The 26,134-nt window shown below is 57.9% G+C and carries 22 protein-coding genes, 1 tRNA gene and 2 pseudogenes; 9 read left to right on the top strand and 16 right to left on the bottom strand.

Features of this window, described 5'->3' with window-relative positions; all coding sequences use genetic code 11:
• Nucleotides 1–94: 94 nt before the first annotated feature.
• Nucleotides 95–529, bottom strand: coding sequence for a VOC family metalloprotein YjdN (yjdN, locus tag CWM61_RS10645; RefSeq protein WP_074387316.1), 435 nt, complete (start codon nt 527–529; stop codon nt 95–97).
• A gap of 228 nt (nt 530–757) precedes the next feature.
• Nucleotides 758–1,093: a zinc ribbon domain-containing protein YjdM gene (locus CWM61_RS10650; RefSeq protein WP_008807241.1), complete on the bottom strand. Its 336-nt coding sequence runs from the start codon at nt 1,091–1,093 to the stop codon at nt 758–760.
• A 544-nt stretch (nt 1,094–1,637) separates the two neighbouring features.
• Here CWM61_RS10650 and proP point away from each other — a divergent pair.
• Nucleotides 1,638–3,140 (top strand): glycine betaine/L-proline transporter ProP, encoded by a 1,503-nt coding sequence (gene proP, locus CWM61_RS10660; RefSeq protein WP_008807240.1) that lies wholly within the window; start codon nt 1,638–1,640, stop codon nt 3,138–3,140.
• A 49-nt stretch (nt 3,141–3,189) separates the two neighbouring features.
• On the opposite strand, the gene melR is transcribed toward proP, so the two are convergent.
• Nucleotides 3,190–4,128 (bottom strand): transcriptional regulator MelR, encoded by a 939-nt coding sequence (gene melR / locus CWM61_RS10665; RefSeq protein ID WP_165785266.1) that lies wholly within the window; start codon nt 4,126–4,128, stop codon nt 3,190–3,192.
• A 239-nt stretch (nt 4,129–4,367) separates the two neighbouring features.
• Between melR and CWM61_RS10675 the strand changes: the two genes are divergently transcribed.
• From CWM61_RS10675 to CWM61_RS10695, 5 genes and pseudogenes are all read left to right on the top strand, one after another.
• Nucleotides 4,368–5,720: an alpha-glucosidase/alpha-galactosidase gene (locus CWM61_RS10675; protein WP_074387314.1), complete on the top strand. Its 1,353-nt coding sequence runs from the start codon at nt 4,368–4,370 to the stop codon at nt 5,718–5,720.
• Between the two features lie 92 nt (nt 5,721–5,812).
• Nucleotides 5,813–7,228: a melibiose:sodium transporter MelB gene (gene melB / locus CWM61_RS10680; protein ID WP_100631221.1), complete on the top strand. Its 1,416-nt coding sequence runs from the start codon at nt 5,813–5,815 to the stop codon at nt 7,226–7,228.
• A 5-nt stretch (nt 7,229–7,233) separates the two neighbouring features.
• Nucleotides 7,234–7,353: pseudogene (locus tag CWM61_RS29155) on the top strand (hypothetical protein); the annotation flags it as partial.
• A 150-nt stretch (nt 7,354–7,503) separates the two neighbouring features.
• Nucleotides 7,504–8,460, top strand: a complete 957-nt coding sequence (gene parM, locus CWM61_RS10690) for a plasmid segregation protein ParM domain-containing protein (protein WP_074387312.1) — start codon at nt 7,504–7,506, stop codon at nt 8,458–8,460.
• 9 nt (nt 8,461–8,469) lie between these two features.
• On the top strand, nt 8,470–8,841 hold the full coding sequence (locus CWM61_RS10695; protein WP_048331451.1) for a plasmid partitioning/stability family protein: 372 nt from the start codon (nt 8,470–8,472) through the stop codon (nt 8,839–8,841).
• A gap of 394 nt (nt 8,842–9,235) precedes the next feature.
• Here CWM61_RS10695 and cbpM read toward each other — a convergent pair whose 3' ends face one another.
• From cbpM to CWM61_RS10710, 3 genes are all read right to left on the bottom strand, one after another.
• Complete coding sequence (gene cbpM / locus CWM61_RS10700) at nt 9,236–9,541, bottom strand: chaperone modulator CbpM (RefSeq protein WP_074387311.1); 306 nt, start codon at nt 9,539–9,541, stop codon at nt 9,236–9,238.
• Complete coding sequence (cbpA, locus tag CWM61_RS10705; RefSeq protein WP_074387310.1) at nt 9,541–10,458, bottom strand: curved DNA-binding protein; 918 nt, start codon at nt 10,456–10,458, stop codon at nt 9,541–9,543. The genes cbpM and cbpA overlap by 1 nt, the downstream gene beginning before the upstream one ends.
• Before the next feature lie 145 nt (nt 10,459–10,603).
• Complete coding sequence (locus CWM61_RS10710) at nt 10,604–11,287, bottom strand: TerC family protein (RefSeq protein WP_074387309.1); 684 nt, start codon at nt 11,285–11,287, stop codon at nt 10,604–10,606.
• A gap of 223 nt (nt 11,288–11,510) precedes the next feature.
• Between CWM61_RS10710 and CWM61_RS10720 the strand changes: the two genes are divergently transcribed.
• Nucleotides 11,511–12,296, top strand: a complete 786-nt coding sequence (locus tag CWM61_RS10720; protein WP_008807232.1) for a DsbA family protein — start codon at nt 11,511–11,513, stop codon at nt 12,294–12,296.
• A 46-nt stretch (nt 12,297–12,342) separates the two neighbouring features.
• On the opposite strand, the gene pgaD is transcribed toward CWM61_RS10720, so the two are convergent.
• Genes pgaD through pgaA form a run of 4 tightly spaced genes read right to left on the bottom strand, consistent with a single transcriptional unit; the run spans nt 12,343 to nt 18,581 of the window.
• On the bottom strand, nt 12,343–12,792 hold the full coding sequence (pgaD, locus tag CWM61_RS10725; RefSeq protein WP_008807231.1) for a poly-beta-1,6-N-acetyl-D-glucosamine biosynthesis protein PgaD: 450 nt from the start codon (nt 12,790–12,792) through the stop codon (nt 12,343–12,345).
• Complete coding sequence (gene pgaC, locus CWM61_RS10730; RefSeq protein WP_032736701.1) at nt 12,792–14,120, bottom strand: poly-beta-1,6-N-acetyl-D-glucosamine synthase; 1,329 nt, start codon at nt 14,118–14,120, stop codon at nt 12,792–12,794. Before pgaC ends, pgaD begins: the two co-directional genes overlap by 1 nt.
• Nucleotides 14,113–16,128, bottom strand: coding sequence for a poly-beta-1,6-N-acetyl-D-glucosamine N-deacetylase PgaB (gene pgaB / locus CWM61_RS10735; protein WP_074387377.1), 2,016 nt, complete (start codon nt 16,126–16,128; stop codon nt 14,113–14,115). The genes pgaC and pgaB overlap by 8 nt, the downstream gene beginning before the upstream one ends.
• Nucleotides 16,129–16,136: 8 nt before the next feature.
• Nucleotides 16,137–18,581 carry a poly-beta-1,6 N-acetyl-D-glucosamine export porin PgaA gene (gene pgaA, locus CWM61_RS10740; RefSeq protein WP_165785144.1) on the bottom strand — a complete coding sequence of 815 codons (2,445 nt, stop codon included), beginning with the start codon at nt 18,579–18,581 and terminating at the stop codon, nt 16,137–16,139.
• A 632-nt stretch (nt 18,582–19,213) separates the two neighbouring features.
• Between pgaA and CWM61_RS10745 the strand changes: the two genes are divergently transcribed.
• Nucleotides 19,214–19,780, top strand: coding sequence for a helix-turn-helix transcriptional regulator (locus CWM61_RS10745; protein WP_074387307.1), 567 nt, complete (start codon nt 19,214–19,216; stop codon nt 19,778–19,780).
• Here CWM61_RS10745 and CWM61_RS29845 read toward each other — a convergent pair.
• Nucleotides 19,778–19,885, bottom strand: a pseudogene (locus tag CWM61_RS29845) (hypothetical protein); the annotation flags it as partial. The gene CWM61_RS10745 and the pseudogene CWM61_RS29845 sit on opposite strands and share 3 nt — an antisense overlap.
• 206 nt (nt 19,886–20,091) lie before the next feature.
• On the opposite strand from CWM61_RS29845, the gene CWM61_RS10750 reads away from it, so the two are divergent.
• A complete protein-coding gene (locus CWM61_RS10750; protein ID WP_061156062.1) occupies nt 20,092–20,382 on the top strand; it encodes a PerC family transcriptional regulator in 291 nt (96 codons plus the stop codon).
• Nucleotides 20,383–20,961: 579 nt separating this feature from the next.
• Here CWM61_RS10750 and CWM61_RS10760 read toward each other — a convergent pair.
• The 5 genes from CWM61_RS10760 to cutA form a co-directional block, all read right to left on the bottom strand.
• Nucleotides 20,962–21,037 (bottom strand) — tRNA-Phe (locus tag CWM61_RS10760).
• Between the two features lie 115 nt (nt 21,038–21,152).
• Nucleotides 21,153–23,240, bottom strand: a complete 2,088-nt coding sequence (locus CWM61_RS10765; protein WP_074387306.1) for a DUF1176 domain-containing protein — start codon at nt 23,238–23,240, stop codon at nt 21,153–21,155.
• 67 nt (nt 23,241–23,307) lie between these two features.
• Nucleotides 23,308–23,883: a transcriptional regulator gene (locus tag CWM61_RS10770; protein ID WP_074387375.1), complete on the bottom strand. Its 576-nt coding sequence runs from the start codon at nt 23,881–23,883 to the stop codon at nt 23,308–23,310.
• A gap of 35 nt (nt 23,884–23,918) precedes the next feature.
• A complete protein-coding gene (locus CWM61_RS10775; protein WP_100631223.1) occupies nt 23,919–25,715 on the bottom strand; it encodes a protein-disulfide reductase DsbD in 1,797 nt (598 codons plus the stop codon).
• Nucleotides 25,691–26,014, bottom strand: coding sequence for a divalent cation tolerance protein CutA (gene cutA / locus CWM61_RS10780; RefSeq protein ID WP_074387304.1), 324 nt, complete (start codon nt 26,012–26,014; stop codon nt 25,691–25,693). The genes CWM61_RS10775 and cutA overlap by 25 nt, the downstream gene beginning before the upstream one ends.
• Between the last annotated feature and the right edge of the window lie 120 nt (nt 26,015–26,134).

Below are 26,134 nucleotides of genomic sequence, written 5' to 3' on the forward strand. Positions count from 1 at the left end.
CGGTTTATGTTGCATTTCGGTTAAGTGATGATGACCAAAGGATGAAGAGTTGGTGCCAGACGGATGACAGGGCGGCCGAGCCGCCCTGGCGGGGTCAGCCTTGTTTGACCACGTTGATCATCCAGGGGACGCCAAAGCGGTCGACGACTTTGCCGAAGCCGTGGGCCCAGAACGTTTCCTGCCAGGCCATCTCAATGCGCCCGCCGACGGCCAGCGCGTCGAACCAGCGCTGGCCTTCAGCGACATCGCTGGGATCGAGGACGAGGGTGAAGCCGGCGTAATGCACATCGGGCCCGAAGGCGCTGTCGCTCAGCATCAGCTCGCCGTTGTTGATGCGCAGGCTGGCGTGGGCGATGGCATCATCTGCCATCTTCTGGCCAGACGGGCAGCCGTCTGACGCTTCTTGCGCCGGGGGCGGCATTTCGCCAAAGGTCATTTTAAACGTTAACTCTGCACCCAGCGTCTGCTGATAGAAGGCGATTGCCTCGGCGCAGTTGCCCGCAAAGGCAAGGTAGGGACTTAAGGACATGGTGAATACCTCAGTGGCCGTAACCCGTAAAGCGTAGTCGCCGGGGACGCTGTTGAGCCAGACGGCAGCGCGAAAATGTGTAGCGGCATAGCGGCGAAATGGTCAGTGAAAATAGCGGGGACTGAGGCGGAAAATAACAGGTTGCACAGGGAGCGGGTGGGTCACGATGATATCGGGAGCGGCGACGGTGGTGCAGGAAAATAATGACGCCGCCCTCCCGGAAATAAATCAGTTCTTTTTGACGAATTCCGACTTGAGCTTCATCGGACCAAAACCGTCAATTTTGCAGTCAATATTGTGATCGCCTTCGACCAGACGGATATTCTTCACTTTGGTGCCGATTTTCAGCATCGAAGAGCTGCCTTTTACCTTCAGATCTTTCACTACGGTAACGCTATCGCCATCGGCCAGTAAATTGCCATTGGCATCTTTAACGATCAGAACGTCGCTCTCTTCTGTCGCCTCGGCAGGGTTCCACTCATGGGCACATTCCGGGCAGATGTACATGCCGTTATCTTCATAAGTGTAAGTCGAATCGCATTTTGGGCAGTGTGGCAGTTGCATGACGTTCCTCGTGATGTCGTCGGAAAACAGGACGTTGGTCCTCTAAACAGCGGCTGATAGCCGAAAGTGTGGCTGATTATAGCGCAATCACCCACTTTTGTCGGGTGTTTTTTTAGTAAAAATTACCCATCACACTATTCGGGTGAAAGCAGAATAACCGCCAAAATTATCCGCCAGAGGATAAGGGGGAGTGAGGAAATAATTTTTGCGAGCAGCCAGTAAAATGAACTTATTTATTTTCGGACACTCTGTAATAGGGCGGTAAATTTATGTGAAGTTGATCGCAGATATAAACGCTGTTAGGGTAAAAAAGGGGAGCAGGTCAATTTCATCAGGTATCACGATCGGCCGCTCTATTTATTCACCAGTAGCCAGAGCAGGCGTCAACAGGTTCGGTTGTACATTCTGTCAGCAGACAGTGCAGGCAAACCTGCTACGCTTGAAATGAGGAGCACAGCAATTCACCGCTCCTGACGCACGATGCGAATGGCATTGCCATTCGGCGATGATGCGTGTACTCAAGGCGGAGTAGCAGAGGAAAAATATGCTTAAAAGGAAAAAAATAAAGCCCATCACCCTTAAGGATGTGACCATCATCGATGATGGTAAACTGAAAAAGGCGATCACCGCGGCCTCCCTGGGTAACGCGATGGAGTGGTTCGATTTCGGCGTCTATGGCTTTGTGGCCTACGCCTTAGGTAAAGTCTTCTTCCCCGATGCCAACCCAAGCGTGCAGATGATTGCCGCACTCGGTACCTTCTCCGTTCCATTTTTAATTCGTCCGTTAGGCGGCCTGTTTTTCGGGATGCTGGGCGATAAATATGGTCGGCAGAAAATCCTCGCAATAACCATCGTGATCATGTCGATAAGTACTTTCTGTATCGGCCTGATTCCGTCGTATGCCACGATAGGCATCTGGGCGCCGATCCTGCTGCTGCTGTGTAAAATGGCGCAAGGCTTCTCGGTCGGCGGTGAATATACCGGGGCATCGATCTTCGTCGCGGAATATTCTCCTGACCGTAAACGCGGCTTTATGGGCAGCTGGCTGGACTTTGGCTCCATCGCCGGGTTTGTGATGGGGGCCGGCGTGGTGGTTCTCATCTCCAGCGTGGTGGGGGAACAGAACTTTCTCGACTGGGGTTGGCGTATCCCGTTCTTCCTGGCGCTGCCGTTAGGCATCATCGGTCTCTATCTGCGCCATGCGCTGGAAGAGACCCCGGCGTTCCAGCAGCATGTGGACACCATGGAGCAGGGCGACCGTGAAGGACTGCAGGACGGGCCGAAGGTCTCTTTTAAAGAGATTGCCACCAAGCACTGGCGTAGCCTGCTGACCTGTATTGGTCTGGTGATTTCCACCAACGTGACCTATTACATGCTGCTGACCTATATGCCGAGCTACCTGTCGCATAACCTGCACTACTCGGAAGATCATGGGGTGCTGATCATCATCGCCATCATGGTCGGGATGCTGTTTGTGCAGCCGGTTATCGGTATGCTCAGCGACCGCTTTGGCCGTCGTCCGTTCATCCTGATTGGTAGCGTGGCGCTGTTTGCCCTGGCGATCCCGGCCTTCATTATGATTAACAGCAACGTGATTGGCCTGATTTTCGCTGGTCTGCTGCTGCTGGCGGTCGTGCTGAACTGCTTTATCGGGGTGATGGCCTCCTCGTTGCCGGCGATGTTCCCGACGCACATCCGCTTCAGCGCCCTGGCCAGCGCCTTTAACATCTCGGTGCTGGTTGCTGGTCTGACGCCAACCCTGGCGGCGTGGCTGGTGGAAACCACTCAGAACCTGATGATGCCGGCGTACTACCTGATGGTCATCGCGGTGGTGGGGATGGCGACGGGTCTGTCGATGAAAGAGACGGCTAACCGCCCGCTGAAAGGGGCGACCCCGGCAGCGTCGGATATCCAGGAAGCGAAAGAAATCCTTGGCGAGCACTACGATAACATCGAACAAAAAATCGAAGATATCGATCAGGAGATCGCCGATCTGCAGGCAAAACGGTCGCGTCTGGTGCAGCAGCATCCGCGTATCAACGACTAACCGTTTTCACTGTTAATCATGCCGCCTGGGGAGACCCCGGCGGCATTTTTTATACCTCCGGCAAGGCCAGCCCGTGACGTCGCTGCTGGCTAAGTTTACGGTACTGCTGCGGCGGCATGCCCACGTAGCGGGTAAAGGTGCTGTAGAAGCGGCTGCTGGAACGGAAACCGGCGGTGAGGGCAATATCCAGGATGGTCTTGTCGGTATCGCTCAGCAGCGCCCGCACGTGATTGATACGCATAGCGGTAATGTACTGCTTCATGGTCTGCTGCATCACCCGCTGAAAGACCCCCATCGCGTAGTTCGGGTTGAGCTTAACGTGCTCGGCGACGGCGTCGACGGTCAGCGCCTGGTCGTAGTGGGCGGCGATAAACTCCAGCATCTGGCTGACATAAAACTGGGCGTGGCGCGAGACGCTGTTCTTGTGGGTGCGCGAGGTTTTGTTGACCAGAATCGGCTGCCAGCCGGAGAGGCTCAGCCGCTTGAGCATCAGGGCGATTTCATCGATCGCCAGCTGGCGAATCTGTTCATTGTCGTGGTTCAGCTCCTGCTGCCAGCGGCGCACTTCAAAGGCGCTTAACTGCTGCGCGGCGAGGGACTTAATCACCATCCCATGGGTGACGTGGTTGATCAGTTCGCGGTCCAGCGGCCATGAGAGAAACAGATGCATCGGCAGGTTGAATATCGCCATCTGCTGGCAATCGCCAGGGCGGGTCAGCTGATGCGGCGTACAGGCCCAAAACAGGGTGATATAGCCTTTTTCAATACGCACCACTTCGTTATTAATCAAATACTCTACATCGCCGTCGAATGGCACGTTGACCTCCACCTGGCCGTGCCAGTGGCTGGTGGGCATGGCGTGCGGCGGGCGCAGTTCGATATCCATACGCTGATACTCGGAGTAGAGCGCCAGCGGACTGCGGCTCTGCTTTTCGTCGCTGCTGCACATGAAGGGATCGGGGGGCAGGGAAGTAAAGCGGTGTTCCATCATTAACGTGTTCCTGGATTGTCAGAGTGGCTGCATTTTTCACCAAAACTGACGACAGCTTAGCCGAATAACTGGCCCGTTTTCTCTCCTTTTAAGTCGATCTATTCCCAAAAGCTCAGATTTTGTGGCGCTTAATGGCCGATCTGAGTTTCCGGGAATGCTCCGGCGCGAACAGGGCAGCGCAGCGGGGAGCGGCGTGCCACTCTGAAAGCGTTCAATGATCTGATGGAGAGAGTGCAATGTCTGCCCCAAAAATTACTTTTATCGGCGCCGGTTCGACGGTGTTCGTCAAAAATATTCTCGGTGATGTTTTCCAGCGCCCGGCGCTGAAGTCGGCGCATATCGCGCTGATGGATATCGATGAAACCCGGCTGGAAGAGTCGCATATCGTGGTGCGCAAGCTGATGGATTCGGTGGGCGCGAACGGCGAAATCAGCTGCCATCGCGATCGTAAAACCGCCCTGCAAGGCGCCGATTTTGTCGTCGTCGCTTTCCAGATTGGCGGCTATGAGCCCTGTACCGTCACCGATTTTGAAGTCTGCAAGCGCCACGGCCTGGAGCAAACCATCGCCGATACGCTGGGGCCGGGGGGCATTATGCGCGCGCTGCGGACCATTCCCCACCTGTGGGCTATCTGCGACGATATGACAGAGGTCTGCCCGGACGCCACCCTGCTTAACTACGTCAACCCGATGGCGATGAACACCTGGGCCATGTACGCCCGCTACCCGCATATCAAGCAGGTTGGCCTGTGCCATTCGGTACAGGGGACAGCGGAAGAGCTGGCGCGCGATCTCGATCTCGATCCGGCGGATTTACGCTACCGCTGCGCGGGAATTAACCATATGGCGTTCTATCTGTCGCTGGAGAAAAAGCTCGCTGACGGCAGCTACGTCAGTCTCTATCCCGACCTGCTGCAGGCCTACGCCGAGGGCCGGGCGCCGAAGCCGAACCTGCACGGCAACCCGCGCTGCGAAAACATCGTCCGCTATGAGATGTTCAAAAAGCTGGGCTACTTTGTCACCGAATCGTCGGAGCATTTCGCGGAATATACGCCATGGTTTATCAAGCCGGGCCGCGATGATCTTATCGCCCGCTATAAAGTGCCGCTGGATGAATACCCTAAACGTTGCGTCGAGCAACTGGCCAACTGGCATAAAGAGCTGGAGAGCTATAAGCGCGGTGAGCGCATCGACGTTAAACCATCGCGCGAGTATGCCAGCACCATCATGAACGCCATCTGGACCGGCGAGCCAAGCGTGGTGTACGGCAATGTGCGCAACGATAATCTCATCGACAACCTGCCGCAGGGCTGCTGTGTGGAAGTGGCTTGCCTGGTGGACGCCAACGGTATTCAACCGACGAAAGTGGGCGCGCTGCCGGCGCATCTGGCGGCGCTGATGCAGACCAACATCAACGTGCAGACGCTGCTAACGGAGGCCATTCTGACGGAAAATCGCGACTATGTTTATTACGCCACGATGATGGATCCGCACACCGCCGCGGTGCTGGGGATCGAAGAGATCTACGCGCTGGTGGACGATCTGATCGCCAGCCACGGCGACTGGCTGCCGGCCTGGCTGCACCGTTAATCCTCTCATGCCGCCGGGGGATCTGGCCCGGCGGCGCCTGCCATGCTCTATCAAACACTGAAGGAGGCGCTGGCGACAGCGACCTGTACCCTATGAGTATTTCAATGACAACAAAGCTCAGCTACGGATTTGGTGCCTTTGGTAAAGATTTCGCTATCGGTATCGTCTACATGTACCTGATGTATTACTACACCGATATTGTCGGGTTATCGGTTGGGGTGGTCGGCACCTTATTCCTGGTGGCGCGGATCCTCGATGCGATAGCCGATCCAGTCATGGGATGGATCGTCAACTGCACGCGATCGCGATGGGGGAAGTTCAAACCGTGGATCCTGATCGGCACGATAACCAACTCGGCGGTGCTGTATATGCTGTTCAGCGCCCATCACTTCAGCGGCGGGGCGCTACTGGCGTGGGTATGGCTGACCTATCTACTGTGGGGCTTCACCTACACCATCATGGATGTGCCGTTCTGGTCGCTGGTGCCGACCATTACCCTCGATAAACGCGAACGCGAACAACTGGTGCCTTACCCGCGCTTTTTCGCCAGTCTTGCCGGGTTTGTTACGGCCGGCGTCACGCTGCCGTTTGTCAGCGCTGTCGGCGGCGCCGACCGCGGTTTTGGTTTCCAGATGTTCACTCTGGTGCTGATCGCCTTCTTTGTGGTTTCCACCCTCGTCACCCTGCGCAACGTCCATGAGGTTTACTCCTCCGACAGCGGCGTGAGCGAGGATTCCAGCCATCTTTCACTGCGCCAGATGGTGGCGCTTATCTATAAAAACGATCAGCTGGCCTGTCTGTTAGGCATGGCGCTGGCCTATAACACGGCGGCGAATATTATCGCTGGCTTTGCGATTTACTACTTTACCTACGTCATTGGCAGCGCGGAGATGTTTCCGTATTACATGTCCTACGCGGGGGCGGCGAATTTGCTGACGCTGATCCTGTTCCCACGGCTGGTAAAAGGGCTGTCGCGGCGCATTCTGTGGGCGGGGGCATCGATCATGCCGGTGCTGGGCTGCGGCGTGCTGTTGCTGATGGCGCTGAGCGGCGTTTACAACATCGCGCTGATTTCGCTGGCCGGGGTGCTGTTGAATATCGGCACCGCGCTGTTCTGGGTGCTGCAGGTCATTATGGTGGCCGATACCGTCGACTACGGCGAATATACGATGAATATCCGCTGCGAAAGCATCGCCTACTCGGTACAGACGCTGGTGGTGAAAGCGGGCTCGGCGTTTGCGGCCTGGTTTATTGCTGTGGTGCTGAGTATCATCGGCTACGTGCCGAATGTTGTTCAATCTGCACAGACGAAACTGGGGATGCAGGCGATTATGATTGCGCTGCCGACGCTCTTTTTTGCTCTGACGCTGTTTCTCTATTTTCGTTATTACAAACTGAATGGCGATATGCTGCGTCGTATTCAGATTCACCTGCTGGATAAATATCGCCGGGTACCGGAAAATGTCGTCGAGCCGGAACGGCCGATTGTAGTACCCAACCAGGTGTAAAAAGCGTGCGAAAACCGCTGGCGAAAGAGGGGAGGGATGCTCTCTTTTTGTACAAAAAACAGCGTCTGAAACAGACAGAGAGAGGAAATTATAGTTCTCTATTTTGTCTCAATAATTTCTCTTTCTGGGTTCATGGAATTGTCTTTTTCTCCCGATGTTCTCAAATAAAACTCGGAATTGTCTCTTTTTCGTGCTCTTGCGCTGCTTTTTAACTCTTGCTACTCTTTTTGGGTCTTACATTTTTCTCTTATTTGTCTCAGTGATGGAGCAATGCGATGCGCATTTTTATCGATGATGGTTCAACCAATATCAAAATGCTGTGGGAGCAAGATGGCGAAACTTTCACCCATATCAGCCCCAACAGTTTCAAGCGAGGCTGGTCTGCCACCTTCGGTTCCGGGAAGCCATTTAACTACACCGTGGATGATGAAAAGTACTCTTTCGACCTGATCACCCCCGATGCGCTGCCGACCAATAACATTGACTGGCAATATAGCCCGTTGAATTCCATCGCCGTCCATCACGCGCTGCTGACCAGTGGTCTGGAGCCGCAGGATGTTGAAATTGTGGTCACCCTACCGCTGACCGAATTTTATGACGAAGATGCGCAATATCGCCTCGACAACATTGAGCGTAAGAAAAAGAGCCTGCTGCGCGACGTTAAACTGAATAAAGGCGTGGTGTTCAATATCACCAAAGTCACCGTGCGTCCGGAATCCATTCCGGCGGGGATCAGCCTGTGCGATGAACTGAAACCGTCGCATTCGGTGCTGATTATCGACCTCGGCGGCACCACGCTGGATATTTCAATGGTCGCCGGGCAGATGACCTCGGTTTCGCGCATTTACGGCGATCCGAAGCTGGGTGTATCGCTGGTGACCGATGCCGTTAAGCTGGCGCTGGCCCGGGCGAATACCGACACTTCTAGCTATAACGTCGACCAGATAATTATCAACCGCCACGACGAAGAATACCTGACCGACAACATCAACGATCCGGATGCGGTTTCTGAGGTGAAAAAGGTCATCGCGAACAGTATTGAGCGCCTGACCACCCGCGTCCTGACAGCCATCGATAGCTTTAAAGGCTATTCGCACGCCATCGTGATTGGCGGCGGCGCGCCGCTGGTGGCCGATGCGATTCGTGAACGTATGGGCCTGCGCGAAGATCGTTTCGTGGTGGCTGAAGAGCCGCAGTTCGCCCTGGTGCGTGGTCTGAAAATTATTGGCTAAGGAGCGTCTATGACTCTGGATCGCAGAAAGGTTCTGATATACCTGCGCCCGGATATCAGCGCCAGCGAGCGCTTTGCGGACGCGAAAATTGAGGCCCATCACCGCGGCGACCGCGGCGATATGTCGCGTACGGCGCTGCTGGCGGGGCTGGCGTTAGGGGAAGTCGATAGCCGCCTGCCGTCGATGCTGGCGGCGCTGCTGGCGGAAGATACTAAACCGGAAACGCTGCGTAAGATGCTGGCTTCGTTCCTTGAAATCCAGCCGGCCTCTTCCGCCCCGGCGTCCGCGCCAGCGGCCGCGCCGGTTAAAGCGCCGGAGCCGCCAGCCCCGGTGAGCGAGAGCGTCTCCGCGCGTAATCTCGCCGGTTCGTTACCGGATTAAGCGCTGTTCCCGGTTTGCGCTATCCGGGAAATTCCCCGGCTTGCGCTGCGCTTAGCCGGGCTACTGTTTGCACCGTCCGGTAGCCCGGGTAAGGCGTAGCCGCCACCCGGCATACAGGCGGCTCCCTGGCTGTGGCCATGCCCGGCGGCGCTACGCTTGCGCGAGCCTACGGATCCAGTGCAATGGTGGGCCCAGTGCAGTTTGTAGGCCGGGTAAGGCGTAGCCGCCACCCGGCATACAGGCGGCTCCTTGGCTGTGGCCATGCCCGGCGGCGCTACGCTTGCGCGAGCCTACGGATCCAGTGCAATGGTGGGCCCAGTGCCGTTTGTAGGCCGGATAAGGCGTAGCTGCCACCCGGCACGAAGACGGAACGCTGCCACCCGGGATGTCGCCCCTATCCGTGGGCGAGGAAGCGGGCCAGGCGCTGCTGCAGCAGGCGATTTTCGCGGGTCAGCCGCGCGTTCTCATCCAGCAGCGTCAGCGCCACTGCAATCCCCGGCCAGTCCAGCTCCAGCTCATTACGCAGGCGCACCGCGCGATGGACAATCGTCACCGCGCTGTCGTCGAACAGCCAGGTTTCCGCCTGCGGCTGGTGCGGTTCAATCATCCCTAAGCCGACGATCTCCGCCAGCTCCTCTTCCGATACCCCGGTACGCAGGCACAATTCGGTAATGGTAAACGTCACTGTTACTGTAGCCATCAGGCTTTCCCCCATGTCTTACGCGGATCGAAGCTGGCTTCGGCGGCGGCCAATTGTTGCCAGAGCTCACGCGCTTTTTCATCTGGTTTTGGCGGCATGACAATTTTGATGACGGCGAACAAATCGCCAGTGTGGGTTTTGCTCACCAGCCCTTTACCCTTGATGCGCAGGCGCTGTCCTGCCTGACTGCCCGGCGGCACCGTTAGCAGGATGCTCTCTTTCAGGGTGGGCACCGTCACTTTCGCGCCCAGCGCGGCCTCCCATGGCGACAGCGGCAGGACGATCTCCAGGTTATGGCCCACGATGTCGAACAGCGGATGCGGGGCGATGTGGATAACCAGCCACAGATCGCCGTTCGGGCCGCCGTTTTCGCCCGGCGTCCCCTGGCCTTTCAGGCGGATACGCTGACCATCGACTACCCCGGCGGGGATCTTCACATTCAGCGTTTTCGGCGTTTCACTTTCGATCATGCCAAACACGTTGTACACCGGCAGGTTATAGCTGATGGTGCGGGTCTGCTCGGCCAGCGTCTCTTCAAGGAACACCGCCACTTCGATCTCCAGATCGTGGCCGCGTGCGGCATGCTGACGGCGACGCTGATGCGCCTGCTGGCCAAACATGGAGGAGAAGATGTCGTCGAAATCTTGCTGGCTGTAGCTCTGCTCGTGTGTCTGCTGCTGGCGACCGAAGCCGGGATCGTTGCGATGCTGCCAGAGCTGATCGTATTCGGCGCGTCGCTGCTCATCTTTCAAGACTTCCCAGGCTTCGGCGAGATCCTTGAATTTGGCTTCGGCATCGCTTTCTTTACTGACGTCGGGGTGGTATTTGCGTGCCAGGCGGCGGTAGGCGGTCTTGATGGTTTTCAGATCGTCGGTTGGTTGCACCCCGAGAATGGCATAATAATCCTTCAATTCCATGATTTTATCTCATCTATGCTCAGTGCGGTGGTTACATATTCCCTGGAACAGGCGTCAGTATAAAGCGTAGGGCAAATGCGCCCTGAAGGGGAAGAAAAGTGGCGGAAACTTGACGCCGTCGGGGTCAACGGCGTCATGGGCGAGGCTAGTCTTTCGCCTGCGGGCGTGGGCGACGGCGCCATCCTTCAAACAGCACCAGCAGCGCGCCGACGGCGCCGGCCACGCGTGCGGTGCCGTCTCCGACGTCGGGAAACAGCTGCTGAATGGTGGGATCGCTGACCAGCATCGACCCGGCAATCCAGCCGATGAGCATTCCGCCCAACAGCACCACGGCGGGAAAGCGGGTGAGCAGGACCAGGACCAGTTTGCTGCCAGCGACGATAATCGGAATGCTGATCGCCACGCCGAGGGCGACCAGCGCAATGTGCCCTTTCCCCGCCGCAGCGACCGCCAGCACGTTATCCAGCGACATGATCACATCGGCGACGGTGATGGTGATCGCGGTGCGCCACAGGCTCGCGGAGCTGCCGACCTCGCTCTCTTCCTCCTCATTACTCACCAGCTTCATGCCAATCCACAGCAGGAGCAACGCGCCGACTATTTTCAGCCACGGTAGCGACAGAAGATACAGGGCGATCGCCAGCAATAGCACGCGCGCCAGGATCGCCCCCACGGTACCGATGATGATCGCTTTGGTACGTTTTTGTGGCGGCAGTTTGCGGCAGGCCATGGCTATCACCACGGCGTTATCGCCGCCCAGCAGTAAATCGATGGCGACAATCTGCAGCATAATCACCGCCATGTCCCATTGTTGGAGTAATGCATTCATTTCGAGAGAAACCACCTGAAAAAGAGCAAGAAAAACCGCTGCGCAGGGTACTCCGCCTGGGGCGCATTGACCACTGACGCAGACCCGCGCCGTCGCGCGGGAAAAGCGAGCCTGAAAAATAAAGTTACGAATCAACGCGCCGTTGGGCAAGGCTTCGGCGAAAAAGGGTGATATTTTGTCACCCAGACTCACCTGCCGTTCACTTATCGCAAGGATCCCCACTATGTCTGGCCACAAGAAATACCTCTCTGTCGCCCTGCTGAGCGCTGTCTTACTGCCGGCGATGGCCTCTGCCGCTGACGCGCCGGCGACCTTCACCCCGGAACAGGAGGCGAAAATCGGCAAAATCGCCGCCGACTACCTGGTCGCCCACCCGGAAGTCCTCCTGCAGGCGAGCCAGAAATTGCAGCAAATACAGGCTGAACAGCAGGCCAGCGCGGCCACCCAGGCGGTGCTGAAAAACGCGGCTGTATTGACCCAGGATAAAAATACCCCGACCTACGGCCCGGCCAATGGCAAAGTCACGGTGATCGAATTCTTCGACTACCAGTGCGTCTACTGCAGCCGTCTGGCGCCGGTGATGGAGCAGGTGATTAAAGCGCACCCGCAGACCCGCTTCGCCTTTAAAGAGTGGCCGATTTTCGGCGGCCGCTGGGAAAGCTCGCTGGAGGCGGCAAAAACCGGCCTGCAGATCTATCAGCAGAAAGGGGCGGATGCCTATCTGGCCTACCATAACGGGATTTACGCTACCGGCCATAACGAAGGTAAGCTGACGACGGCGGATATCCAGCAGCAGGCGAAGAAAGCCGGCTTTGATGCGAAGAAGGCCACCGACGTCGAACCGGTGCTGCAGAGCATTAACGACCTGGCGCAGGAGATTGGTCTGAGTGGCACGCCGGGCGTGATCGTGATGCCGACCACCGGCGCCACGGAAGCCAGCATCACCGTCTTCCCGGGGCTGGCGGATCAGGCCTCGCTGGAAGCCGCCATCAAAAAAGCCGGCGGCTGATCCCCGACGTCGTTACCTATCCAGGCCGCCGACGGCGGCCTTGCTCTCATGCGCGCTCGCTCTCTTCCTGCGGCGGCGGTAACGCGTGGCTTTTTAAATCAATAATCTGCCCGATTTGATCGTGGTAAACGGTGAGCAAATTATAGCGGCTCATCTCCGAGATAATTTGCGGCGCAACGTTAAAGCTGCTCGCCAGCTCATCATGTCGCAGGGTGAGCACCGCGGTATGATGCCGGGTGCGGGCGCGGCGCCGGTTGTAGTGGTACCAGAGGATCAACAGCCAGCCGTTCAGCGCGGCAATCAGCAGATACACCAGCGCCGTATTCAGTGAAGCCATCAGCGACTCCCAGCGCGGAGAGGGCGGCGCGATGAACTGCATCAGCAAATTGGCGTACAGAAAGAACAGAAAACCAAGCCAGGCCAGCAGCGTTAAACCGGCGTCGACCAGCCGGGGCAGCACACGGTGTTCGGTTAAGATGAGCGTATTTTCATTCATCACAGGCTTCCTTTTCCCCGGTCCGGACTCACCCAGCGCGCGCGGGAACGTTGACGTTTCACCATCACTTTTGGAAAAGCGACCAGCGTGGTCAGCAGGCCGATCATCCAGTAAACCATCGGGAACCAGATCACCCAGAACAGCGATTTGGCGACCTTTTTCTCGTAGCGTCGCTCGATATACAGACTGGCGACGAACTGCAGCAGGCACATCACGCCAAGCAGCATGCCGGTGAACTCCGGCGGAAACAGGCTGTGCACCGCCAGATTGTCAGGCAGCGGCATCAGGCGGCTGAGGATAAACAGCAGAATGGTAACCGCGTAGGCAAAGGCCCACAGCGTGGAGCAGGCATACTCCAGAAACAGCGGCCACATCCGATGATGCTCCCAGTGAAACAGACGACGGAGGTTAACCAGGAAAACCTCCGCGCCTCCCTGCGCCCAGCGCAGACGCTGCTTCCATAACCCTTTAAGGGTCTCCGGCATCAGGATCCAGCACAGCGCCCGCGGCTCGAAAAAGATGTCCCAGTGGCGGAGCTGAAGCTTCCAGCTGATATCAATATCTTCGGTGATCATATCCGGGCTCCAGTAGCCGACGTCCGCCAGCGCCTGGCGCCGGAAGGCGGCAATCACACCGGAGACGGTAAAGACCCGGCCATAGATCCGCTGCGTCCGCTTGATAAGCCCAATGATCGACGAGAATTCTCCCACCTGAATGCGACCGATCAGCGTGGATCGGGTGCGGATCCGCGGGTTGCCGGTGACCGCCCCGACGTGCGGATAGTGGATCAACGGCGCGACCAGCCAGGCCGCGGTATCCCGGTCCAGCAGGGCGTCGCCATCGATGCAGACCAGCAGATCGCCGCGGGCGGCGGCGGCGCCTGCTTTGAGCGCCACCGCTTTTCCCTGATTGGCGGCCAGGTGGATCACCCGCAGCTTCGGCTCCTCCTGCGCCAGCTGCTGGAGCACCTGGGCGGTGTTGTCCGAAGAGCCGTCGTTAATGGCGATCACTTCGAGATTGGCGTAACGCTGGGCCAGCGCCGCGCTGATGGTTTCCCGGGCGTTTTTCTCCTCGTTAAAACAAGGGATCAGGATCGAAATCAGCGGATTGCCCGGCAGCGTCGGCGGCGGGGTATCCTCCCCCCATGGCCAGTGGCGTTCCAGCTGAAACCAGAAGTAAAGGCCCCCGGTGATCCACAGCACTGACATAAACAGCGGCCAGAAAAAGACAAAGTCGAGGATGAGCTCGCCGGTAAATACCGCTGCGACACCTAACGGCAGCCCGAATACGAGGCATAAAATGCACAATGCGATGATGCGATCAGTCATGGTCAGGGTACCACCAGGAAGAAAATTGCGGCCTGATACGGGAGATATCAGGCTGGTTGTTAATAAAATCGTCAGGGTAGTAGCCGTAATTTTTGACGCCGTTCAGCCGCAGCAAACGCATCCAGTCCGCTAGCTGCTGGTCGGGAATGGCGTTTTGCTGGCGTCGGTTCCAGTCTCTGGCCTGCAGTTCAAAGATGGTTTTCTTCAGCGCGCCCGGGTGGCTGGCGACGGCCTGGACCAGCCGCGTCAGCCAGGCCTGGCTGGCGTCAATCGGTACGGACTCCATCAGCGGCATCGCCATGGGTACCGTCCAGTCATAGGCGGCAAGAAAGTCATCCAGATTCTGCGCGAACCAGGCTTCGCTCTGCGGCTCCAGGATCGGCAGGGCGAAGAGATTACGCGCCGTTTTCACCTGCGGGCCGCGGATGGCCTGCACCGCCTGGCGTAGATCCAGAGTGAAGCGGGTCAGGGTTTGGCTTTTGAAACGCATCCATGCCTGGCGCTCTTGCGGACTTTGGGGCACCGGGCCGGCATCGTGTCCCAGACCCGTCTGCCGCCAGGCGGCGACCGCCTCCGGGCTCACGTCTTCAAAATCGGTCAGCACGGCGTCATCGTGAAACAGAATCCCGCTGAAGCTGGCGTGCCGGGCCAGATCTTCATAGATGTCGGTGATCTGCTGGCGAACCCGGGGATCCCAGGGCGACAGGCGAACGTACGGCTGGCGGGCAAGTAATGCCTTGCCGGTTTGCGGATCCCAGCGCTGAACGCGCGGCAGATCGGACGAGAGATCGAAGGCCAGCACCGGCATCCAGGCATACACCTTCACACCGCCGCGGGTCTGCAACTGCCAGGAGACGAAGTTAAACAGGTCGGCGCGCATCGGCAGCCAGCGGTTAGGGAAATAGAGCGACTTGACCGTGCCGTCGCCCTGCGGGTCGGAAAAGGCCTGCAGAAAGACATGGCTGATTTTCATGTCATAGACGCGCTGCACCAGCTTATCGATATTCTTCGCCTGCTGGACGGGATTGGGATCATAGACATAGTCCAGATCCACATGCATCACCCGAACAGGATCGGCTTCCTGGATCTGGGTTACGGCGTTGGCAAACGCCTTGATCGACGGATTCCCGGCGATCAGCAGGCGCGGAATATTGTCCAGGTCCTTCACGTTGCCCAGGCCGTCGTTCAGCGTAAACGCCAGCTGATAGCCCTGCTGTTTGGCGATAGCCAGGGTACTGCCGCTGGCGGCGCCATAGGGCCACACCCAGGCGCGCGGTGCTTTCCCGGCGACCTCGTGGATTTTCGCCGTCACTTTCTGCACGTCATCGGCCATGCGCCGGGTAAACTGCGCGTCGCTTTCATAACGACCGGTGGTTTTATCCCAGCCGCGGTTGGCGGCGGCGGGCTCGCGGCTGCCCTGCGGATTGGCCGGTAGGCCGTAGTGAGAGGCCCAGGTGTGCGAGCCGATTTCCACCAGCGGCGAGCGGCTAAGCTCGCGCACCATCTCCCAGGTGGCGAAGCGATCGCGCGGTGTCATCAGGCCGCCAAAATTAACGGGCTGCCCGGCGGGAGTGTCCACCCAGCTGCCCACCGGCGCCCAGAGCGCCGGAACATTCCAGGCTTTAAGCAGCGGCCAGACGCGGGTGTAAAAGCTGCTATAGCCATCGTCGAAGCTGAGAAGAAAAGCCCTGGCCGGCAGCGGCTTAACGCCATGGTGCGCGTCAAGAATGTCCTGGACGCTCACCGCATGGTAGCCGTGATGCAGCAGCCAGGCGATCTGCTCGTTGAGCGCGCTGGTGCGCACTGAAAGATAACGCTGGTCGGCGGCGTCGTCTTCGACATCATGGTAGGCCAGCACCAGAAAGCGATCCGCCGGCCAGGGTTGATTGGCCTCCAGTTGGGGGCGCTGCTGCGGGGCGAGGAAGGGGACTTCCTCAGCACGCACGCTGAAGATAAGGCACAGCCAGACGAGAAGCATCAGGCCGTTGCGCAGGGTCGTGTTCAGCATGGTCATCCTTAAAACCGTATATTTGCATCAAGAGTGATGGCGAGGTTGTTTTCGCGTTTACCGTCGTAGGGGCGTTTGTCCCAGTTCAGCATCACCCCGGTGTCGACGACGTTGTTCCAGCGCAGGCGCTGCCCGTAGCCCAGCACCGTGATCGCGCCGGCGGCGTGATTTTTTTGCCAGTAGCTGCCGCCGCCGGCGAGTAGCTGCTGGCTCCAGACGGTGTCATAGCGCTGGTAAAGCGTGTGATCGACGGCCAGCGCCGCGGTGGCGGCGAGGTCCCGTGCCGGACTGTAGTAGGCGGTGTCGGTGCGGCTATTGGTGCTGGCCGACAGACCGGGCTGCAGATCCAGCGTTAACCACGGCGTCTGCCAGAGGCGTTCTTTACCGGAGAGGGTGTACTCCTGGCGGCGGTTGTGGTCGGTAAACCGGCTGGCGGCCACGCTGACGCGGTACTCCCGGCGTTCGTTTTGATACCAGCGCAGCCAGCCTTCGCCGCGGTTGGCGCTGACGCCGTTGCGTAACGCGCGCAGCGGGGTCTGCTGCGAAATCCGCTCCAGTTCGCCGCCCAGCTGCCAGCGATCGCTGACGTCATGCGCGGCGGAAAGGCGGACGCCGGGTTTGTTCTCGCCGTGAAAATTGACGCTGGAGAGTTCAAGCTCGCCCCAGTAGTCGCGCGGGCGCCATTCAACGCCGGCGAACAGCTGGCGACGGCTGCCTTTTCCCTCTTCAAAATTGCCTTCAGCGAAGCGGTGCCCGCCGAACAATCGCCAGCTGTCGGCTAGCGGCGGACTGTAGATCGCCGTCTCAAAACTGAGGTCGTGGGTACCGCTGACCGGGTTGTCGGAGTGCAATCCTTTGCCAACACTCAGGCGAAGTTCGGAAAGATGATGGACCTCGCGGGCTCTGGCTAAGCGTTGGGTATTCAGATCTCGTGGCGAGCGGGCGATGACATCGTCAGTCAGCAGTTCCATTTGCCGCCACTCCTGCAGATCGAGGGCGACCCAGGCCTGCTGGCGCTCCAGCTGCAGGCTGGTGGGATCCATAGATTCCGCTGCTTTTAGCTGGCTTTCGGCGGCTCGCGGTAGCCCTCTGTCCTGCAGAAGGGCGGCATAATCTATCTGCAGGCCCTGATTGCCGGGGGCCGTTGCCGCCAGGCGCTGCATCCGGGCTTCGGCCTGCGGCAGGGCGTTGGTGGCCGCTAAATAGTGCACGTTAAGCGACTGTGCGGTGAGCCAGTCGTCATTCGGCTGCGGCGTCGGCGAACCGTAGAGACGACGGATGTAGGGTGCATTCCGGGTGAGGCGGGCGACATACTGTTGCGCCGCCGGGTACTGACCGGTGTCCAGCAGGGCGTAGAAAAGCTCGTGTTCCTCATTCTGTTGGCTTGTCAGCCACGAGGGATGCTGGTGAATAAGCGTCAGCGCAGGCTCAATTTGCTTAAGGGCGATATAAGAGGAGATGACCCAGCCGATGGCCCAGTCGGGAACGGTCTGCTGCTGCGCGATGAGATTTTGGTATTCGCGGATGACCTGCGCGTAATCTGCATTGGCGTACAGGGCGCCAAGACGATCAATGCGCGCCCGGATGATGTCGGGCGCAGCCTGGGGATCGGGGTGCCAGGCGGCGATCATCGCGTCATACTGCGTGAGCGCCGTGCGGGCCAGCGCGTAACGCGCGTTTTCTTCGCGGGAAGGCGTATCAGCAAGGCGCACCAGTTCGGCAGCGGCGTTCAACTGCAGATTGCGCTTTTCCGCAGGCGTCAGTTCAACACTATCCGCCAGGCCGAGAGCAGGGGAATCGATCCGGTTGCGGGTCAGGGTCGCCATCAGGCTGGTCAGCGCAGCTTTGTTTTGCGGCTCACGATCGAGGATCTGCGTGTCCACCAGCAGCTGGTCCCAGCTTTTGCCAAGCCGCAGGTAGACATATGAGAGCGTTTGCAGGTGCGCGGTGCTCGCCTGCTCCGCCACCAGGCGACGCGCTTCACTGAGTGCCTCGCCGTCCTTGCGGGCATCGGCCAGCGTTTTGATATAGCCGATACGATAATCGTCGTCGGGTGCCTGGCTTAGGGCTTGCTGCCAGAGGGTGAGCGAGGCTTGCCACTGTTTCTGGTTGCGCAGGGCCTGCGCCGCCGCCGCGGTGCCGCGTGCGGGAAGCGGCATATAGACCTGGTAGCGTCGCCAGACTTTCACCACTTCATCGTCCTGACCAGCCCAGAGGGCTACCTGCAGCCAGTCCGCCACCTGAGAAGGGGTTAAGGCATGCCGCAGCTGGTACTGCTGAAGATAAGAGAGAAAGGGGGCATACTGGCCTTGACGCGCTTGCAGGATCTGCTGGTCATAGAGCGAATCTGCTCCCTGAACCAGCGCCGGGAAGAGCAAAAGTAAGCCGATTGACAGCGAGAGTTTCGTGTTGCGATTAAACAATAACGTATTTGAATAAGGTGATCTTTCCATTTCTATTTGCCATATGTTCATCAAGAATCCATTGCACAACACGACCGTCCTTTGACGGTGAGTTAAAGGATGAGGATGGTCCCATTTAGCTGACTGGCACTGCGGGTGAATGACTTATTGCAAAGTAATAAACATATCTCCTGTCGATAATTGGATGGATAATTTATACCCGATATGGCAGCGGATAAATATGGGTAAATGATGAACTGCGTTTTAAGATAAATCTGTAAAATCGGCTTTGATTGAACACTGGCGTTGAGAGGCTGTTCTTTAACTAACTGAAATAAATAAAAAAGAGCGGCAGATGAAATTTTGTTTCAAAAATGAACAATAAGATATATTGGCGAGTATGTGATGATTTTTTGTGGATATTTAAGATGATTTCTGACAAAAATTCTCAATAGCAGAAAAAGCATCTTTTCTGTGGGATTTTTTTATTTATAATTAATCTGTTTATTTCCCGTCAGAACGCAAGGAGGTTTTTCACAGCCAGATTTAGATGCCGCGCTAATGATAAATCACAGGTCTCGTTATTTTTACCGCCATGCGAAGCGTTTCACAGGGGAGGGAAAACGTCTGGTTGACGAGAATTTGTTGATTAAATGTTAAAGGGACGATTTGTGGCAACTTCAATGATATTGGTTACCCAGGATTACTATCTCTTTCAAGGTGTTAAGAATTTCTTTCCTGATATCATTCAGTTAGATTCTAGCGGAAAAGCGATTTTAGATAATGAGGTTGATGAGGTCTCTCTGCTGGTTGATAGCCGTTCGCCGCTTTGTCATTACGATTACCTGGTGATGGAGGCGGCACAATCCAGAAAGCGAATATGTTGTATTGTCCTCGACATGCGCCATCGGGAAGAGCATTTACTGAGTCTGAAATCGTTTTTAAACATGTCATTATCACCCGCCGATATGGCGACATTATTTGGGCTTTTTCTGGAGATGAAGAGCAAGCGGCTGACCAAAGAGTGGTTTGACGATCTGCGCTTAAGTTTGACTGAACAGTTAATGCTTCGTTTGCTTGGGGCGGGTATGACCATGGAGGAGGTGGCGGTGAATCTGAATACCTCGGTAAAAGGCCTTTACCGGAAGCGCACTGCGCTTTATGAGCGACTGGGGTTAGATAATTTCAATGAGGCTTGCTTATTTATCTTTAGAAATAAACTGCTGGAGCACGCCGGTAGCTCGCCATGAGGCTTCGCTGTACAGAGAGTGGATAACATCGCAAGGTATTGGATAACGGAAATATAATAAATTAAATAGCTATTGATAGGTACAACCGTCGATACCATCCGGTATCTATGGCGGCATTCGACATATAATTCCGGAGCTCTTTGGAAGTAATTACCGCGAATGCGGTTTGCTATGCACAGCGATTATTATAATGAATATATTCCTTGCGCTGCACTGGAATAGTTTTGTCATAAATTAACTCTACCATGGTATTCCGGCTCAGGTGTCGGAATACCATGGGATATCGTGAAAGCATCAGAGGAGCGAGGTGGATGAGAATAAGGGACAGTATTGCTGAACGGTTAGAGGCGTGTGGGCTCTACCGTCGGGCGGCATCCAGGTGGATTGAGGTGATGCAGCGCTGCCTGAACGATGATGACAGAGAGTGGATCCGTCACCATCGTAATCAGTGTCTGAAAAAGGCGCAACGTCCGCCAGCGCCGAAAGAGGAGTTTGCCGACCTCCACCAGGCGGCCAAAGAGACGCAGTATCGCATGGGTATCGCGAAGCCCTATGGCGAAGCGTTCAGGCTACCCGGCAAAGGGAAAACGGCCGCCGAGTAATCCCTTTCTTCATGGCGTTTGCCTGACGGCCTACGGGGCTCTCGCAGGTTCAAACAGCGTAGGCCCGCGCAAGCGCAGCGCCGCCGGGCGATACACATCAGACACCGTACCCGTGGTTGTGCCGGATGGCGGCATAAATGCCTTATCTGGCCTACGGGTCCCCCTGCAGGCTCAAACAGCGCAGATCCGCGCAAGCGCAGCGCCGCCGGGCGATACACATCAGACACCGTACCCGCGGTTGTGCCGGATGGCGGCATAAATGCCTTATCCGGCCTACGGGTCCCCCTGCAGGCTCAAACAGCGTAGGCCCACGCAAGCGCAGCGCCGCCGGGCAGGGGATCATAGAGTGGAGTTCGATGGAGAGTCCGGATACAGAAAAGCAAAAACCCGCCTTTTGGGCGGGTTCTTTAAATAGTGGTGCCCGGACTCGGACTAACGCCGCAGGCGTTGAACAGCGCGCTTGTCGCGCTGGCCCCGAAGGGGTGAGCCGCTGTGCGGCGAATAATCGAACAGAGTTCGATGAAGAGTCCGGATGCAGAAAAGCAAAAACCCAGCCATAGGCTGGGTTCTCTGAATAAGTGGTGCCCGGACTCGGAATCGAACCAAGGACACGGGGATTTTCAATCCCCTGCTCTACCGACTGAGCTATCCGGGCAACGGGGCGCATTAAACCGTAATCCGCCCAGCCCGTCAACCAAATTTCTTAAATTACGTATCGATTGCTTATCTTTGCGGCAATTCTGCGTTCAAAGGCGCGTTTTGGCTTAACTTCACTGCATGCCGTTATCGCCCTCGCGGGTTTTCCAGCCGCTGGTAATAGCGATAACGTGGCGCAACCCGGAGATAATATAATCGCCAATGACCTCTTCATCCTCACGCGGCGAGCTCAGCGTAATTTCCGCATCCACGCCGTGACGATAGGCGCCATGGTGGCTGAAAATAGTGCCGATATAACACTTCCCGTTCAGCCAGACCGGAATATAGGCCACTGTCTCATAGATATAGTTGACGGCGACGCCGCTGTAGTAGTTATCCGCCTCGTCGGCGGAGGTGCCCGGTGGGATGGGGCAGATCGGCGCGTCGTTGTCGCTGGCGGGTTTGTCTTTCAGCAGGCTGCCCTGCATGACCTCCAGCGAACGCAGCAGGTCCGCTTTATCGCCGTCGCTGAGGGGTGGGGTTAACGGCTGGTCTTTCTCCGGGGAGCGTATGCTGTTCAGCGTATAGCGATAGCGAACCGTCACCACGGGCGTCTGGCTCGCGGTGCTGAACGGGCGCAGCAGGTAGAGATTATCTTCGCCAAACTGGCCGTTGTACCACAGGGCATACACCTGGCCGTTGATTTTGACCCAGTGGTTCCACTGGTTAGCCCCGCGGCCATTGATGGAAAAGAGGGCGCCGGGCACCCCGGCATCGAAATCATCGCCGTTATCACTGTCGCTGCCATCGACGGCGGCAAAGTCATTATCGCCGCGCCGGAGCACCCCGGTGTAGCTGAAGAGCCCGGTGCCGCCCACGTAGCTGTCGATGATCAGATCGCGTTTGCCGTCGCCATCGAGATCGATCAGGGTAAAGCTGACTTTACCGTTTTCTGAATCTGCGCTGATCGAGGAGCGCAGAAACGCCTGCCATTCGTCATCGCTGATATCCGGGGAAGGTTTGCTGGTCGAAACCAGGGTGTCATCGGCGTAAGTGAGCGTGAAGTCGGTAATATGGCCGGTTAACGGAAACTGCTCGGCGACCTTATTCAACGCCAGTTCTGGATCGCTTTTTTGCGCTTTCAGCACTGCGTTATACAGCGTTCGCAGGGCGAGGTTATCCGCCTCTTTCTGCTGCCTGGGGATCACCTGGCTGACAAAGGTCGGCAGCATCCAGGTGCCGCCGGGGGTGATTTCCCGACACATACCGGTGCTGTACTTTAGGCTGGGGGTAAAGGTTTTACCCTCCCAGACGCGCGTTTCGCCGGTTAGGCAGTCGGCAATGCCCCGTTCTTTGCGCAAAAAGATGATAGTACCGTTGGCGTAGCTGGAGGCCTCGGTGGTCAGCAACCGTGGCTTGTTCAGCTGGGCGTTATCGACCAGCCACAGCGCATAGCCATCGTTATAGGGCGCTCGCCAGCAGAGCGCCTGCACCAGAGAATGGGTTTTATCCAGCGCGGTGAGCGTGATCTGGCGCTCTGCCGCCGGGATGGCTGGGTTCTGCCAGTCGTCACAGCGCTGGTTCAGCAGCGGCGTCAGGGAGGGCAGCAGCTTCTGGCGCTGGAGTATGCTCAGCGCCACCGGCTGCGCGTTATGGATCACCGGGGCGGCGATAATCTCCGGGGCGGGAGTGGCTGGCAAAATGGCATCGTCGCCGGCATCGCCTTTATCCAGCAGCGCGTCGGCGGTGCCGGTGCGTCGCTGAAACGCATCCATTTTACCCAGCACCTCGCGGCTGCCGGCGCTGGAAAGCGGCAGGTGCTGGCCGTTAAGGGTGAATTCGATTTTGCGCTGATTCGTCAATGCCTGTAGCAGGGCGGTAGTCTGATCGCTGTCCAGACGGAAATGGCTGTCGTCCTGGGCGTCCAGCGCGCCGAGATCCCGATCGTCGATCAGCAGGCTGGCGGTGGAGTCGGCGGGGATATCGTGCTCGATTTGCGCAAAGGTGGCCGTGGCGGCGAGGCGCTGTTCACTGCCCGCATTGCGGGTTAACAGCACGCTGACCTCGCCCATGCGGACGCCATAGCCCGCCGCCCGGCAGGTGCCGGTGTTATCGCAGGCGAGCTCCCAGTCCTTTTGCGCAAAGGAAAAACCTTGCAGGGGAGCCGCCAGCAATGACGTAGAGCAGAGGCCCAGCCAGGCAACCCAGAAGAACGCGCGCATATCAATCCCTGTCAGCAATCAGTGAGGGGGAAATTATAGGCGCGCCGTGGCGGTTAGGATATCAGAATCAGGTTAAGGCGCCGCCCATACGGCACTGAGCGAAGCGCAGAATATCTTCAGCCAGTCGCCGGGCGGTATCCACATCCGTCTGGCTACGCTTGATCAGCAGGCGGCTCAGGCAGCCCTCGACAATCAGCTCCATCTGTTTGGCGACCATTTCCGGATCATCCACCTCTAACTGCGTCAGCAGCTCGTGAGTGTAGGCCAGCGAAGCCTGCTTCTGCTGTTCCGCCAGCTGGTGAATCGGGTGCTGGGGATCGGGGTAGAAGGTGCAGGCGGCGATAAACAGACAGCCGGGGTAGCGGTGGTTGCTGACGCAGGTGGTGAGCGCCGCATAGCGTGCCAGCAGCTTTTGCTCTGCGCCTAAGGTGTCGTCGAGCAGGAGCTGACGACGCCAGGCATCCACCTGCTGGCTCAGATAGCGAAGCGCATCGTACAGCAGCGCTTCGCGATCGGGCCAGAAGCGTTTCAGGTCGCTCGTGGGACAGGACACGCGCTCAGCGACCATCTCCAGCGACGTGTTGGCGATACCTTCAATTTCAAGAATTTTAATGGCTTCTGCCAGGACGTCTTCACGTAGCACGGTGTTCTCCTCCATCTTTCCTCCTAAAGTGTCGCTCACGCTTGCCAATCGCGCAAATGGGCGCTGAATGCCGCGGCATCCATAAAGCCGGTGACTCGCCGGTCAGGCTGTTCCTGACCCTCAGCGTTGAAGAACAGGATCGTCGGCAGACCGAGCACCTGCAGGTGTTTCAGCAGCGCGACGTCTTGCGGGCTGTTCTTCGTGACATCAATCTGCAATAACACGGCACCTTTCAGCGCCTGCTGCACGTCAGGTGAACTAAAGGTGTATTTTTCAAACTCTTTGCACGCCACGCACCAGTCGGCGTAAAGATCGAGCATCACCGGTTGGCCTTTTGCCTGCGCCAGCGCCTGGTCAAGCTCGGCCACCGAGCTGACGCGGGTGAAGGTCAGATGCGCCTGCTGCTCGACTGCCGGGGCGCCAAATGCCCAGTCCTGCAGGGGTCGCGCGCTGACCAGTGCGGCAGCAAGCAGGATGATTTGCACCAACCGCATCCACGGCCGGGTAGCGCCCAGCGAGGTGATAAACGCCCAGCTGAAGAAGGCGACACCGAGCATTGACCACAGACGCAATCCCCACGGGTCGCCGACTATGCGCTCCAGCAGGAAGACGGGCAGGGCAAGGATCACAAACCCGAAGGCGGTCTTCACATGGCTCATCCACGGGCCGCTCTTCGGCAGCAGACGGTTGCCAAACACGGTGACGAGGATCAATGGCAGACCCATGCCCAGCGCGTAAAGGTACAGCGTGCCGCCGCCCAGCCACAGATTACCGCTCTGGGCGATATACAACAGGATGGCGCTCAGCGGCGCGGTGGTGCAGGGGGAGCAGATCAGCCCGGCAATGGCGCCCATCGCAAAGACCCCGCCGGGCGAGCCGCCCTGACGCTTATTGCTGAGCAGCGCCAGCCGCGTCTGCAGCGACGAGGGCAGCTGGAGCGTGAACAGGCCGAACATGGAAAGCGCCAGCAGAATAAACACCGCTGACAGTCCTGCCAGGACATACGGGTGCTGCAGGGCTGCCTGGAACTGCAGACCGGCGGCGGCCACCACCAGCCCCAGCGCGGTGTAGGTTAAGGCCATCCCCTGGACGTAAATAAAGGCCAGCAACAGGGCGCGCGCGGTGGAAAGCCGCTGTTTGCCGCCCAGCACGATGCCGGAAATCAGCGGGTACATCGGCAGCACGCAGGGGGTGAAGGCGATACCAATACCAATCAGCAGCGCCCACAGCGCCGTAAAGGGCAGGCGGGCTGGGGCGTCCGCTGGTGGCGCGGTGGCTGGCGCAGACGATGTGGCGATCTCCGGGGCCGGTCGTGGCTCAACCGGCAGCGGCGGGTTGAACGCTGGACGGCTGCTCGCCGATGGTGTGGGCTCGATGGCGGTTGCTTGACCGTCGGATGAAGCCGCCAGCACGGCGCTCAGCGGGACCACCTTCGTTTCCGGTGGATAACAGAATCCAGCATCGGCGCAGCCCTGCCAGGTGACGGTGAGGGTGGCGCCTTTCTCCGCCTGCTTCACTGAGATCGGCACGGTCAGGCGCTGGCGGAAAATCTCGCTTTTGCCGTAAAACTCATCTTGATGCCACTCTCCCGCCGGGAGCGCCGGTTCGTCGATCGTCGCCCCGGCGGCGCGGAAGGTAAACTGTTGACGATAAAGATAGTAACCATCCTTGATTTGCCAGCTCAGGTTGACATCGTGCTGTTGCTGCTGAAAGTCAAAGGCGAAGGCCTGGTCAGCAGGCACGAAGTTCGAGCGCCCCGGCGCGTCGAATAACCCGGCGGTGGCTGACGTGCTGCACAGCAGCAGGATCAGCGTAATGATGCGGTAAGCCATGAGAGGTAATCGTTGTCTCCATGAATGACGGGTAGAACCAGCAGTTCAGGGGTTTGATACGGGTGGTGAGTCTTCAGGCAATCCAGCAGCTCCTGCTGATGGGCAAGGTCGGTTTTGAGCAGCATCTGAACTTCATACTCCTGCTCGAGTTTCCCTTCCCAGTAATAGAGCGAGGTGGCGCCCGGCAGCAGCGTGGCACAGGCGGCCAGCTTGTCCGCAAGGGCTTTTGCCGCCAGATCCTGGGCGGTCGCTTCATCCGGCGCGGTACAGAGCACAACAACAGCATCAGGCGTAGTCATCATGAACCTCGTATCAGCGAAAAGAGGCACTATAGCACGCAAGATGCGGGGATATTAGCGTCACGATCGGGGTAGGGGAGGGAAACGGGCAGCGGGCCCGCGCTGGGCCCGCCGCCAGCG

It is taken from the genome of Klebsiella sp. K-Nf6 (assembly GCF_002806655.1).
In the GTDB taxonomy this organism is placed as follows: domain Bacteria; phylum Pseudomonadota; class Gammaproteobacteria; order Enterobacterales; family Enterobacteriaceae; genus Klebsiella; species Klebsiella variicola.

Coding starts and splice junctions, on each gene's coding strand:
- CWM61_RS10775 (WP_100631223.1), bottom strand. CDS start 25,715: ATGGCTTACCGCATCATTACGCTGATCCTGCTGCTGTGCAGCACGTCA.
- CWM61_RS10650 (WP_008807241.1), bottom strand. CDS start 1,093: ATGCAACTGCCACACTGCCCAAAATGCGATTCGACTTACACTTATGAA.
- CWM61_RS10765 (WP_074387306.1), bottom strand. CDS start 23,240: ATGCGCGCGTTCTTCTGGGTTGCCTGGCTGGGCCTCTGCTCTACGTCA.
- cbpA (WP_074387310.1), bottom strand. CDS start 10,458: ATGGAATTGAAGGATTATTATGCCATTCTCGGGGTGCAACCAACCGAC.
- pgaA (WP_165785144.1), bottom strand. CDS start 18,581: ATGGAAAGATCACCTTATTCAAATACGTTATTGTTTAATCGCAACACG.
- CWM61_RS10675 (WP_074387314.1), top strand. CDS start 4,368: ATGTCTGCCCCAAAAATTACTTTTATCGGCGCCGGTTCGACGGTGTTC.
- pgaB (WP_074387377.1), bottom strand. CDS start 16,128: ATGCTGAACACGACCCTGCGCAACGGCCTGATGCTTCTCGTCTGGCTG.
- melR (WP_165785266.1), bottom strand. CDS start 4,128: ATGGAACACCGCTTTACTTCCCTGCCCCCCGATCCCTTCATGTGCAGC.
- yjdN (WP_074387316.1), bottom strand. CDS start 529: ATGTCCTTAAGTCCCTACCTTGCCTTTGCGGGCAACTGCGCCGAGGCA.
- pgaD (WP_008807231.1), bottom strand. CDS start 12,792: ATGAATGAAAATACGCTCATCTTAACCGAACACCGTGTGCTGCCCCGG.
- parM (WP_074387312.1), top strand. CDS start 7,504: ATGCGCATTTTTATCGATGATGGTTCAACCAATATCAAAATGCTGTGG.
- CWM61_RS10745 (WP_074387307.1), top strand. CDS start 19,214: ATGATATTGGTTACCCAGGATTACTATCTCTTTCAAGGTGTTAAGAAT.
- proP (WP_008807240.1), top strand. CDS start 1,638: ATGCTTAAAAGGAAAAAAATAAAGCCCATCACCCTTAAGGATGTGACC.
- CWM61_RS10710 (WP_074387309.1), bottom strand. CDS start 11,287: ATGAATGCATTACTCCAACAATGGGACATGGCGGTGATTATGCTGCAG.
- CWM61_RS10720 (WP_008807232.1), top strand. CDS start 11,511: ATGTCTGGCCACAAGAAATACCTCTCTGTCGCCCTGCTGAGCGCTGTC.
- pgaC (WP_032736701.1), bottom strand. CDS start 14,120: ATGACTGATCGCATCATCGCATTGTGCATTTTATGCCTCGTATTCGGG.
- cbpM (WP_074387311.1), bottom strand. CDS start 9,541: ATGGCTACAGTAACAGTGACGTTTACCATTACCGAATTGTGCCTGCGT.
- cutA (WP_074387304.1), bottom strand. CDS start 26,014: ATGACTACGCCTGATGCTGTTGTTGTGCTCTGTACCGCGCCGGATGAA.
- CWM61_RS10695 (WP_048331451.1), top strand. CDS start 8,470: ATGACTCTGGATCGCAGAAAGGTTCTGATATACCTGCGCCCGGATATC.
- CWM61_RS10750 (WP_061156062.1), top strand. CDS start 20,092: ATGAGAATAAGGGACAGTATTGCTGAACGGTTAGAGGCGTGTGGGCTC.
- melB (WP_100631221.1), top strand. CDS start 5,813: ATGAGTATTTCAATGACAACAAAGCTCAGCTACGGATTTGGTGCCTTT.